General features: G+C 65.5%; 11 protein-coding genes and 1 pseudogene. 3 read left to right on the top strand and 9 right to left on the bottom strand.

The window, feature by feature from the left end:
- Window positions 1–264 precede the first annotated feature (264 nt).
- Genes ACRRRO_RS19485 through ACRRRO_RS19475 form a run of 3 tightly spaced genes read left to right on the top strand, consistent with a single transcriptional unit; the run spans window position 265 to window position 1,895 of the window.
- A complete protein-coding gene (locus tag ACRRRO_RS19485) occupies window positions 265–603 on the top strand; it encodes an ArsR/SmtB family transcription factor (protein ID WP_424790811.1) in 339 nt (112 codons plus the stop codon).
- 42 nt (window positions 604–645) lie between these two features.
- On the top strand, window positions 646–1,542 hold the full coding sequence (locus ACRRRO_RS19480; RefSeq protein ID WP_434080731.1) for an MFS transporter: 897 nt from the start codon (window positions 646–648) through the stop codon (window positions 1,540–1,542).
- An 8-nt stretch (window positions 1,543–1,550) separates the two neighbouring features.
- A complete protein-coding gene (locus ACRRRO_RS19475; RefSeq protein ID WP_434080730.1) occupies window positions 1,551–1,895 on the top strand; it encodes an MFS transporter in 345 nt (114 codons plus the stop codon).
- 267 nt (window positions 1,896–2,162) lie between these two features.
- On the opposite strand, the gene ACRRRO_RS19470 is transcribed toward ACRRRO_RS19475, so the two are convergent.
- From ACRRRO_RS19470 to ACRRRO_RS19430, 9 genes and pseudogenes are all read right to left on the bottom strand, one after another.
- A complete protein-coding gene (locus ACRRRO_RS19470) occupies window positions 2,163–2,486 on the bottom strand; it encodes a metal-sensitive transcriptional regulator (RefSeq protein ID WP_424789191.1) in 324 nt (107 codons plus the stop codon).
- Window positions 2,483–4,482: pseudogene (locus ACRRRO_RS19465) on the bottom strand (heavy metal translocating P-type ATPase). Before ACRRRO_RS19465 ends, ACRRRO_RS19470 begins: the two are co-directional and overlap by 4 nt.
- Before the next feature lie 343 nt (window positions 4,483–4,825).
- On the bottom strand, window positions 4,826–5,206 hold the full coding sequence (locus ACRRRO_RS19460; RefSeq protein WP_424789189.1) for a DUF1541 domain-containing protein: 381 nt from the start codon (window positions 5,204–5,206) through the stop codon (window positions 4,826–4,828).
- A 9-nt stretch (window positions 5,207–5,215) separates the two neighbouring features.
- Window positions 5,216–5,359: a YHS domain-containing protein gene (locus ACRRRO_RS19455; RefSeq protein WP_434080729.1), complete on the bottom strand. Its 144-nt coding sequence runs from the start codon at window positions 5,357–5,359 to the stop codon at window positions 5,216–5,218.
- A gap of 175 nt (window positions 5,360–5,534) precedes the next feature.
- The gene (locus ACRRRO_RS19450; RefSeq protein WP_424789187.1) at window positions 5,535–7,865 is read right to left on the bottom strand and encodes a heavy metal translocating P-type ATPase; all 2,331 of its coding nucleotides are present in this window, start codon (window positions 7,863–7,865) and stop codon (window positions 5,535–5,537) included.
- A complete protein-coding gene (locus ACRRRO_RS19445; RefSeq protein WP_434080728.1) occupies window positions 7,855–8,523 on the bottom strand; it encodes a hypothetical protein in 669 nt (222 codons plus the stop codon). Before ACRRRO_RS19445 ends, ACRRRO_RS19450 begins: the two co-directional genes overlap by 11 nt.
- Entirely contained in the window at window positions 8,520–8,837 is a 318-nt protein-coding gene (locus tag ACRRRO_RS19440) for a hypothetical protein (RefSeq protein WP_434080727.1), read from the bottom strand. The genes ACRRRO_RS19445 and ACRRRO_RS19440 overlap by 4 nt, the downstream gene beginning before the upstream one ends.
- 2 nt (window positions 8,838–8,839) lie before the next feature.
- The gene (locus tag ACRRRO_RS19435) at window positions 8,840–9,052 is read right to left on the bottom strand and encodes a heavy-metal-associated domain-containing protein (protein WP_424789185.1); all 213 of its coding nucleotides are present in this window, start codon (window positions 9,050–9,052) and stop codon (window positions 8,840–8,842) included.
- Between the two features lie 61 nt (window positions 9,053–9,113).
- Window positions 9,114–10,670 carry an MFS transporter gene (locus ACRRRO_RS19430; protein ID WP_424797672.1) on the bottom strand — a complete coding sequence of 519 codons (1,557 nt, stop codon included), beginning with the start codon at window positions 10,668–10,670 and terminating at the stop codon, window positions 9,114–9,116.
- Between the last annotated feature and the right edge of the window lie 39 nt (window positions 10,671–10,709).

Here is a 10,709-nt window from a genome sequence, read left to right as displayed (position 1 = left end):
TCGCGCCCGGGTAGCACACCGTTGCGTGGGACAAGCCCCGTTGCCTGATTCCTTTACATCGCTGGAGAAAACACGCCGGACGCTCCGGAGATTGGTTTCGATCGCCGCCGAATTCACGGTAGAACCCCGATGTCAGCGTGTTGCCAGGTTTTCGTCCGAGGGGGAGAGTTATGGAACGTGGTACGAAGGGATCCCCGTCCGCGGACAGTGCCACACGGCGCGTGTTAGTGTCTGCGTATGAATGCAGGCACTAAGTCTTGCGGGATGGACCCGTCATCGGAGTACGTCGACCTGGCGGCTGAGGTGCTGGGCATCCTGTCCGACCCGACGAGAATCAGGATCGTGCTCGCGCTGCGGCAGGCTGAGGAGCTCCCGGTGAACGCGCTGGCCGAACTGGTGGGTAAGAAGCCGTCCGGGGTCTCCCAGCACCTCGCCAGGCTGCGGATGGCGCGGATGGTCACGACCCGTCAGGAGGGCACGAGCGTGCTCTACCGCCTCACCGATGAGCATGCCGTGGCACTGGTGGTCGAGGCGATCAAGCAGGCCGAGCACGCCGTGGCGAACGGACAGATCCCGCCGCACCATCACCCGCCCCCGCAGTAGGGCTGTCGCATTGTTCATTCTCGACCTGTTAGGCCCGACCTCATGATCGCCGTCCTGCGGAACCCGACCTACGCGAAGTTGTTCAGCGCGCAGGTCATCGCACTGCTCGGCACGGGCCTGCTCACCGTTGCGCTCGGGCTGCTCGCCTTCGACATCGCCGGCGGTGACGCCGGGATCGTGATGGGGGTAGCAATGACGATCAAGATGGTCGCCTACGTCGCCGTCTCGCCCATCGCTACGGCACTGACCGCGCGTCTGCCCCGCAAAGCACTGCTCATCGGGGCCGACCTGATCCGGGCCGCGGTCGCCGTATCTCTTCCGTTCGTGACGGAGGCCTGGCAGATCTACATCCTGATCTTTCTGCTCCAGTCGGCGTCGGCGACGTTCACTCCAGCGTTTCAGGCCGTCATCCCCTCGGTGCTGCCCGATGAGGGGGAGTACACTCGCGCGCTTTCGCTGTCACGGCTGGCCTACGACCTGGAATCACTCGTGAGTCCGATGCTCGCCGCCCTCCTGCTCACAGTCATCAGTTACCACAACCTCTTCGTCGGAACCGTGCTCGGGTTCCTCGCCTCGGCGGCCCTGGTGATCGCCTCCCGCTTCCCGCACATCGAAGCACCGCCACCCTCGCCGTTCTTCGAGCGCCTCACCCGGGGTGCGCGCGCCTTCTGGGCCAGCGGCGAACTGCGGGGCCTGATGGGGCTAAACCTCGTCGTCGCGACCACCACCGCGATGGTGATTGTCAACACCGTCGTCCTCGTCCAGGGCGATCTGGGCCGCTCCCAAGCCGATGTCGCCCTGATGCTCGGCGCTTACGGCGGGGGTTCGATGCTTGTCGCCCTCGGGATGCCCAAACTCCTCGACACCCTGCCTGACCAACGGGTCATGCTCACTGGCGGTATCGCCCTGCCGCTCATTCTGCTCACCGGGGGGGGGTGATCGCGTGGATGGACGGCACTGCGCAGTGGCTCGCGCTACTGACGGTGTGGGTACTGCTCGGGGCCGCGACCTCGGCCATCCTCACCCCCTCCGCGCGGCTGCTGCGCCGCAATAGCACCGAGCAGACCCGGCCCGCGGTGTTCGCCGCGCAGTTCTCTTTATCCCACGCCTGCTTCCTTATCACCTACCCCCTGGCAGGCATCCTTGGCGCGAGCATCGGCATGCCCGCGATCGCCCTCGTTCTGGGCGTCATAGGCGTTCTCGGAACCGTCTTGGCTGTCGTGGCGTGGGTACGCGCATCGCGCCCCGCGAATCGGGTCTCCAAGCAGCACGACTCGGTCGGGCTTGGATGAACTGAGGCTGGCTTGGTCACGATCGACCTGAGTAGGGTTACGGCTCGCCCACGCCTGTGTCAGGTGCACCGGGATGGGGTCAACAACGCGCCCTGGCGCGGATCGTGATCTCGAGGGCCCAATGCGTTGGAACTGCCGTGATGCTGGATTCGCAGCCGTTTCGAGACGCTCGTGGTGCCGCGCTGAAGAGTTCAGTCGCCAACGCGTTGGTGAGGAGTCCAGTGAGGGTGCTGAGAACTGTGCGGGTGGTGCCCACGAGCCCTCCTTCTAGGACTTGACGAGTCGGGAAATCGCTTGCGAGGCCTCTTTGATCTTCTCTTCGGCCTCGGTTCCGCCGGCCTTGGCCGCACCGACGACGCAGTGCTTGAGGTGGTCTTCCAGCAAGCCGAGCGCCACGTTTTCCAGGGCGGAGGTTGCGGCGCTGACCTGGGTCAGGATGTCGATGCAGTAGATCTCTTCGTCGACCATTCGGTGGATGCCGCGGACTTGCCCTTCGATGCGCTTGAGACGGGCGAGGTAGCGGTGCTTGTCGCTGATGTAGCCGTGACCAGGTTCTTCTCGGGACTGCGGTGAGGTTGCTGTGGTAGTCATCTCTGCTCCTGATGAGTCTTTGCACTGGTGTTGGTGGCCGATCGTTCGGCCGGGGCCTGGTCGAGGAACTTGGCGGTGCTGACAGCCGGCTCCAGGTCCAAGCGGCGTAGCAGTTGGGCATTGAGCGCCACCACGACGGTGGACGCAGACATCAAGATGGCACCGACGCTCATCGGCAGCACGAACCCGATCGGTGCGAGTACACCAGCGGCCAGGGGGACTGCGGCGAGGTTGTAGCCCGCAGCCCACCACAGGTTCTGCTTCATCTTGCGATAACTGGCTCGGGACAGGTCGATCACTGAAAGCACAGAACGGGGATCGGAGGAGGCCAGGATCACCCCTGCGGACCCGATCGCCACATCGGTCCCGGCACCGATCGCGATGCCCACGTCTGCTTGAGCCAGTGCAGGGGCATCATTGACACCGTCCCCGACCATCGCCACCTTACGGCCCTCGCTCTGCAGTTCCTCGACCTTCGCTGCCTTGTCTTCCGGTCGCACACCTGCAAAGACCCGGTCGATGCCTAGTTCAGCGGCCACCGTATCGGCAACCGCCTGGGGGCGTCCCCGGTGATCATCACCACCTGAGCACCTGCAGCGTGCAGCGCATCGACAGCATCACGGGACTCCGGGCGGATCTCATCATCAAGGCGCAGTGCCCCGATGATTTCCCCGTCGGCTATCACGTGCAGGATGATGGCACCCTCGGCTCGCCAGTCCTCTACGACAGCCAGTTCGCTCAGGCTGTGCTGGTCCAGCAAGTACGGGCCTCCCACCTCGATGGCAGCGCCCTCGACGGTGGCCTTAACTCCGACTGCCGGAGAGGAGGAGAAGTCCTGGGCACTGGCAAGGTGCAGGTCGCGGTCGCGTGCGGCGCCCACGATCGCCTTGGCCAAGGGATGCTCACTTGCGTACTCTGCGGCCGCTGCCAGTGCCAGCACCTCATCTGCACTGCGCTGCCCGACCGGTTCGACGCCGGAGACCGTGGGCTCTCCCTTGGTCAGGGTCCCGGTCTTGTCGAACAGAACGGAATCCACTGTCCGCATCGACTCAAGCGCGAGCCGGTCCTTCACCAGCACCCCACCGCGTGCGGCACGCTCGGTGGCGATCGAGACCACCAGCGGAATCGCCAGACCCAGAGCGTGCGGGCAGGCGATCACCAGCACGGTGATGGTCCGGACCACCGCAGCATCCGGCACGCCCAGCAAAGACCACACGATCGCAGTGATCAGGCCCGCACCGAGGGCGAACCAGAAAAGCCAACCCGCGGCCGTATCGGCGATGCGCTGCGCCCGCGAAGAGGAGGACTGGGCATCGGAAACCAGTTTCTGGATCCCTGCCAGGGTGGTGTCATCGCCAATGGCGGTGACCTCTACCTGCAGGCCGGAATCGGTAGCGACGGTGCCGGCAATCACCTGGTCACCGTTATCACGACGCACCGCCTTGGACTCACCGGTGATCATCGACTCGTCCATACTGGCCGAACCGTCCACGATCCTGCCATCAGCCGGCACCGACGATCCGGGCCGCACGATCACCACATCGCCGAGCACCAAGTCGCCCGGTGCCACCTTGACGATGTCATCACCCTGAAGCTTCTCGGCCTCATCGGGCAGCAGCGCAGCCAAGGAATCCAGCGCCGAGGTGGTCTGGGCCAGCGACCGCATCTCGATCCAGTGGCCCAACAGCATGATGACCACCAGCAGCGCCAGTTCCCACCAGAAGTTCAGTTCGTGGTCCAGAAGGCCAAGGCTTGCACCTAAGGAGGCAATGAACGCCACCGTGATGGCTAACCCGATCAACAACATCATCCCAGGCTGGCGGGCGCGGATCTCTGAGACCGCGCCGGTCAGGAACGGCTGACCACCCCAGACATAGATGATCGTGCCCAGCACCGGGGAGACCCACCACACCCACGCGGCATCGGGCAGCTGGTAGCCGAGCAAGTCGGCGAACATGTGGTTGAAGCCCACGACCGGCACCGCCAGCAGGAGCATGATCCAGAACAGCCGCCGGAACTGCCCGACATGGTCACCGTGATCGCCGTGGCCGTGCCCCGCGTGCCCGCCATGTGCTTCATGACCAGCGTGGTGCTCACCTTCGTGCCCGTGACCTTCGTGGCCCTCGTGGTCGTGACCGCCGTGGTGTTCATGCCCGGTATGCCCATCGTGGGTATTCTCGTGCTGGTGGTGAGCCTCATGCTGGTGGTCGTGACCGGGATTGGCCCGGTGGTTGTGGTGATCGGGCTGCCCCTCGTGCTGGGCGTGCGCATTGTGCTGGTTGCTCATACCGGTCTCATTCCTCCTCTTCGATGCACGGCTGGCACCTCATCACAGAGCGCTACTGGCTCTGTGCGGGGCCCGCTCGGGCATCGGGGTCGATCTCGCTCTCGACGGCCCATTTGTGGTTGGTCCTCGTCATTCCGTCAGCTTCATGGTTGACGACGTAGCCGGTCTCCTCGGTTGATGATGCGATCGTGGCCGTCACTCCCTCCACGCCTTCCATGTGGTCAGCCGTCCACCTCACTTCGCTGCCCACCGGGTATTCGGGGTCGGCGGGCTCGGTCATGCCCTCGGGCACCGGCCCGCCGTCTGCCAGGTGGTCCATATCCTCGTGAGGGTCGGTGTCCTCATCACCGTGATCACCGCCGTGGTCCGGTGTTCTTCGAATACCGAGGAATCGGGGCCGATCTGTCACCTCGGCAAGCCCGGAATCGCTCATACTGATTGTTCAAGCCGCGTTCGCGTACCGGTCGGGATCGGCGTCGAATAGCGGCCCGCAGGCGTCACAGCACAACCAATACCGCTGGCCCTGGTAGTCGCGGTAGAGCCCTGCCTCTTCGGCTTGTGACTTGATCACCGGGGTCCCGGGCATCACTAGACATTCGGTAACATCGTCACCCTGCGCTGCGGCGAGGTCTTCGGTCTTGGGCGCGTGTCCGCTGCAGCCGCCAGAAGTATCCCCGTGGCTGTGGTCGCCGTGGTTGTGGGCGTGGTGGTCGTGTGCAGTCATCTTCTGTGTTCCCTTCTCTGGTGTCGACGACGATGCGTCAGGTGTTCACCGGCTCGCGTGCCGGTGCGGTTTCGGAGGCGTCCGGGGTGGTGTGCTGGTCGGCTTTGGCCTTGAACCTGCGCAGCCGTAGGCTGTTGGTGACCACGGACACGCTGGAGAAGGCCATGGCCGCGCCGGCGAGCATCGGGTTGAGCAGTCCGAAGGCGGCGATCGGGATCGCGGTGGTGTTGTACCCGAAGGCCCAGAACAGGTTCTGCTTGATCGTGCGTAGCGTCCTGCGTGCCAGGCGGATCGCATCCGCGGCAGCTCGCAGGTCTCCGCGCACGAGGGTGATGTCGGCGGCTTCGATCGCGACGTCAGTCCCGGTGCCCATCGCCAGACCGAGGTCAGCCTGCGCCAGAGCCGGGGCGTCGTTCACCCCGTCACCGACCATCGCCACGACCTTGCCCTCGTCCTGCAAGCGGGCGACGACGTCGACCTTGTCCTTGGGCAACACCTCGGCGATGACCTGGTCGATGCCGACCTCGGAGGCGACCTGCTCGGCCACGGTCTGGTTGTCCCCGGTCAGCAGCACCGGAGTCAAACCCAACTCCTTGAACTGAGAGATGGCCTCAGCGCTGGTGGGCTTGATCTGGTCGGAGACGACCAGCACACCCCGGGCGGCACCGTCCCAGCCGACGGCGATCGCGGTCTTGCCCTCGGCCTCTGCGGCCTGCTTGGCGGCCTTGAGGTGCTCGTCGAGGTACATCGACCAGTCATTCAGCAGCGTCTCGCGGCCGGCGAGCACCGCGTGACCATCGACCACGCCCTGGACACCCTTGCCCTCGATGTTCTCGAAGGACTCCGGGGTTGGCAGTTCGCCCACCTGCGCGGTGGCTCCGGCGGCGATGGCCCGGGCGATGGGATGCTCGGAGTAGTCCTCCAGGCCGCCGGCGATACGCAGCAGGTCCTCGCGGTCCACCCCGTCGGCGGTGATCGTCTCGGTCAGGGTCATCTTGCCGGTGGTGACGGTGCCGGTCTTGTCCAGCACGATGGTGTCGACCTTTCGGGTGGACTCCAGCACCTCCGGGCCCTTGATGAGCACGCCCATCTGCGCGCCACGCCCGGTGCCGACCAGCAGCGCGGTCGGTGTCGCCAGGCCCAGGGCGCAGGGGCAGGCGATGATCAGCACCGCGACCGTGGCGGTGAAGGCGGCGCTGACCGGGAACCCGGCCCCGAGCCAGGCACCCAGGGCGGCGATCGCGACCGCAATGGCCACGGGCACGAATACCGACGAGACCCGGTCGGCCAGCCGTTGGATCTCGGCCTTGCCGGACTGGGCGTCCTCGACCATCTTGGCCATCTGCGCCAACTGAGTGTCCGAACCCACCCGGGTGGCCTTGACCACGAGGCGGCCACCAGCATTGACCGTGGCCCCTGTCACCGGGTCACCCACTGTGACCTCCACCGGCACGGACTCGCCGGTCAGCATCGAAGCATCAATTGCGGAGTTACCCGAGGTGATCACCCCGTCGGTGGCGATCTTCTCACCGGGACGGACCACGAACTCGTCGCCTTCGGAGAGCTCATCGATAGAGACCCGCTCCTCCTGCCCGTTTCGCAGGATGGAGACTTCTTTCGCCCCGAGTTCCATCAGGGCACGCAGGGCTGCCCCAGCTTGACGCTTGGAGCGCTTCTCGAAATAGCGGCCCAGTAGGATGAAGGTGATCACCCCGGCCCCGACCTCCAGGTAGATGTGCCCGAGGCCATCGGAGCGGGAGATCGTGAATTCGAAGGGGTGCACCACGCCTGGCTGCCCGGCGGTGCCGAAGAACAGGGCGATGATCGACCAGATCAACGCGGCGGTCGTGCCCACCGAGATCAGGGTGTCCATGGTGGCCGCCCCGTGCTTAAGGTTGGCCCAGGCGGCCTTGTGGAAGGGCCAGCCCGCCCACACCACCACCGGTGTGGCCAGGACCAGGGAGGCGAAGCCCCAGTAGTCGAACTGCAACGCCGGGATCATCGCCATCGCGATGACCGGCACCGACAGGACCGCCGCGCCGATCAGGCGCTGCTTGAGCACCCTGATCTCAGCATCCTCGGACGACTCGCTCTCATCACCAGAGGCGCTGGAGTTGTCCTTGGCAGAGGGTGGGAGTTCGGCGGTGTAGCCGGTCTTCTCCACCTCGGCGATCAGCAACTGGGGGTCATAGCCGGCAGGAGCGGTGACGGTTGCCTTCTCGGTCGCGTAGTTCACGCTCGCATGGACCCCGTCGAGTTTGTTGAGTTTCTTCTCGACTCGGTTCGCGCACGAGGCGCAGGTCATGCCACCGATCTTCAACTCAACGCCGGTGAGATTCACTTCGGTGCTGGTGTGCTCAGTGGTCATGGTCGGCTCCTTCCTCGCCGGTGTCCGAGTCGCCGCTGTCGGTGTTATTGCCAGTGGTATCGCCGGTGGTGGTGTCGATCACCAGGGCGGCGGTGTAGACTTGCCCGTCGACCTGGAAGTCCAGGTACAGCAGGTACCGGCCCGCGGTGGGCGCGGTGGCCTCGAAGACGATCTCCGGACCCGATGTCTCACCGGCCTCGGGAGCATCCCCGTGCGGGTGGACATGCAGGTAGGCCAGATCCCCATCACGCAGGGCCACCAGGTGCCCGAAGGCACCCAGGTAGGGCTCCAGTTCAGTGACGGGTTCACCTTCGCGGGTGATCGTCATGGTCAGGTCGGAGGCCCTCCCGGCAACAAGGTCGCCCTCGACGGCCACATCGAAACCGTCCACCGCGGCCTCGGTGACCGGGTGATCGGCCGGTGCCGGGTCGTAGTCACCGGCAACCTGCACCGCGGTCGACAGGGTCATGCCCTCGCCGGTCTGGGCCGGTACGAAGTCGGCGAAGATCCGGTAGGTGCCGGCGGCGGCCCATTCCCAAGGGATCGACCAGGTGCCGGCTTCGTCACGTTTGGGGTGCACGTGGCGGAAATGCTGCCCGTCAGCGCGGACGACGATCAGGTGCATCTCTTGCTCGTGCTCGAGTTCGAAGTCGGTCACTGGCTGTCCGTCGGGTCCGTCAGCGCGAAGGTCAGTTCGTCCTCGGTGCCGGTATGGTCGGGTGTGCCCACCTCCGTGAGTTGGTAGCCGTCCTGGGCTAGGCCGAGGCCAAGAGAGGCTGCGTCAGCCCCATGAGCTTCGTGCCCGCCGCTGTTCATCTCATCGTCTCCTTGTCCATGATGGTCTTCTGGTGTCTCTTCGACCCAGGCCTGCACGGTGTCCTCGGGGATGACGGCGTTCGCCGTGAATCCAGCCACGGCGAACACGACCACGAGGACCAGCCCGTACAGGCCCAGCCGTGCAGGGGCCTTCATGCTCAGTTTCTGACGGCGGTGTAGCCGGCCTCGTCAACGGCGGCGATCACCGCGGCATCTTCGACGGGCTGCTCGGCGGTCACCGCCAGACGCCCGGTTTGGGCACTGACCTCGATCCCGGTCACCCCGGCGATCTCGGAAACCTCGGCGCCGATCGCGGTCTCGCAGTGCCCGCAACTCATCCCGGTCACCTGGTACTCGGTCGTGGTTGCCATAGTATGTAACTCCTTCATCTGTGTACGGGTCGTTCGAGATTATACCTATAGGGGGTATGGGTCAACTGGTGCTGATCTCCTCGGCCTGCTGTGCCTCTCCCGTGGGGCGGACGTGGCGCAGGCGGGTGGCCGCGATGGTTGCCGCCACGGCGGCGATGACGGCGGAGACGATCGCGGCGGTGTTCAGTCCGCCGGTGAAGGCTTCCTGCGCGGCTGCGATGAGCTGCTCGCCCAGCGAGCCGGGCAACTCAGTTGCGGTGGCCATGGCCCCGTCGACGCTGTCCGATGCCACCGCGGCAGCATCGGCGGGCAGGCCATCGGGCAGAAGCCCGCCGATCTGACCCCGGTAAGCGGCGATACCAACGCTACCGATCACCGCGACACCGAGTGAGATGCCCAGATCATTCGCCGTGGTCGCAAGCCCGGAAGCGCCACCGGCCTTCTCCGGCGGCACGGAACTGACCACCAGGTCCGTGGTGAGCGCCATCGAGGGGGCCACGCCGGGGTAGGTGATCACGAAACTCGCGATCACCAGCGCCAGCCCGGTGCTGGCGTCGAGTTGGGTGAATAGGATGTAACCGACCACCTGGGTCAACAGGCCAATCGCGATCACATTGCCGGGCCGGAACTTGCGAGCGAAGACCGGCGAGAGCGTGGCGACCACGATCAGCACCGCCGCCGCCGGCAGAATCGAGAGCCCTGCCTGCAGGGGTGAGAGTTCCTGGACCTGCTGGAGGTACTGGGTGAACAGTGAGTACACCCCACCCAGCGCCGCCGCGGACAGCAAGAACACCGCCAGCGCTCCGCTCACGGTGGGGTTGGCGAACAGCCGCACATCCAGCAGGGGCTTCTCGGCCCGCAGCTGACGGATGACGAACCACAACCCGACCAGGGCACCTGCGACCAACAGGGCGACCGAAGGGCCGGCAGGCTCCTGGGCGGCGAAGCGCTTGATGCCGTAGATGATCGCCAGCAGACCGCCGACCAGCAGCAGGGCGCTGAACAGATCGATCCGTGCTGTGGGGTCCTTGTGCTCGGGCAGCAGCAGCGGAGCACCGATGACCACCAGCGCCATGATCGGCACCGCCACCAAGAACGTGGCCTGCCAGCCGAAGCCCTCCAATAGCAGGCCGGAAAGCAGCGGGCCAAGCGCCACACCGGCGGAGATGCCGCCGGCCCACACTCCGATGGCGACGCCGCGCTGATTCGCATCGGCGAACAGCACGAAGATCAACCCCAGGGTGGCTGGGATCATCATGGCGGCGGCCAGGCCTAATAGCGCACGCCAGGCGATCATCAGTTCCGGACTGGTCGTGAGCGCGGCCGCGATCGAGGTGCCCGCGAAGAGGATCGCGCCGATCACCATCAATCGACGCTTACCGATCCGGTCTCCGAGCACGCCCATGGCGACCAGGAACCCGGCCATGACGAACCCGTAGATGTCCAGAATCCACAGCAGTTGCGTGCTCGTTGGATTCAAATCGGCGGCCATGTTCGGCGCTGCCAGGAACAGGATCGTCAGCATCATGAACAGCAGCGTCGAGGGTGTGACCAGCACGGCCAGCCCCCACCACTGCTTCGCTCCCGCCGTGGGAGCCGGTGCTTCGGTCTGGTTCATGATCGCTCAACTCCTGCGCGTGTCGTGATTGTCGTTCTC

Source organism: Sanguibacter sp. Z1732 (assembly GCF_051020515.1).
GTDB lineage: Bacteria > Actinomycetota > Actinomycetes > Actinomycetales > Beutenbergiaceae > CALKWS01.
The sequence above is the reverse complement of the archived record's forward strand: the minus strand, read 5'-3'. Positions and strand labels throughout refer to the sequence as shown.

What these genes read in the sequence shown, in the direction of transcription:
- ACRRRO_RS19485 (WP_424790811.1), top strand. Translation starts at nt 265, where the DNA reads ATGGACCCGTCATCGGAGTACGTCGACCTGGCGGCTGAGGTGCTGGGC.
- ACRRRO_RS19480 (WP_434080731.1), top strand. Translation starts at nt 646, where the DNA reads ATGATCGCCGTCCTGCGGAACCCGACCTACGCGAAGTTGTTCAGCGCG.
- ACRRRO_RS19475 (WP_434080730.1), top strand. Translation starts at nt 1,551, where the DNA reads ATGGACGGCACTGCGCAGTGGCTCGCGCTACTGACGGTGTGGGTACTG.
- ACRRRO_RS19470 (WP_424789191.1), bottom strand. Translation starts at nt 2,486, where the DNA reads ATGACTACCACAGCAACCTCACCGCAGTCCCGAGAAGAACCTGGTCAC.
- ACRRRO_RS19460 (WP_424789189.1), bottom strand. Translation starts at nt 5,206, where the DNA reads ATGAGCGATTCCGGGCTTGCCGAGGTGACAGATCGGCCCCGATTCCTC.
- ACRRRO_RS19455 (WP_434080729.1), bottom strand. Translation starts at nt 5,359, where the DNA reads ATGCCCGGGACCCCGGTGATCAAGTCACAAGCCGAAGAGGCAGGGCTC.
- ACRRRO_RS19450 (WP_424789187.1), bottom strand. Translation starts at nt 7,865, where the DNA reads ATGACCACTGAGCACACCAGCACCGAAGTGAATCTCACCGGCGTTGAG.
- ACRRRO_RS19440 (WP_434080727.1), bottom strand. Translation starts at nt 8,837, where the DNA reads ATGAAGGCCCCTGCACGGCTGGGCCTGTACGGGCTGGTCCTCGTGGTC.
- ACRRRO_RS19435 (WP_424789185.1), bottom strand. Translation starts at nt 9,052, where the DNA reads ATGGCAACCACGACCGAGTACCAGGTGACCGGGATGAGTTGCGGGCAC.
- ACRRRO_RS19430 (WP_424797672.1), bottom strand. Translation starts at nt 10,670, where the DNA reads ATGAACCAGACCGAAGCACCGGCTCCCACGGCGGGAGCGAAGCAGTGG.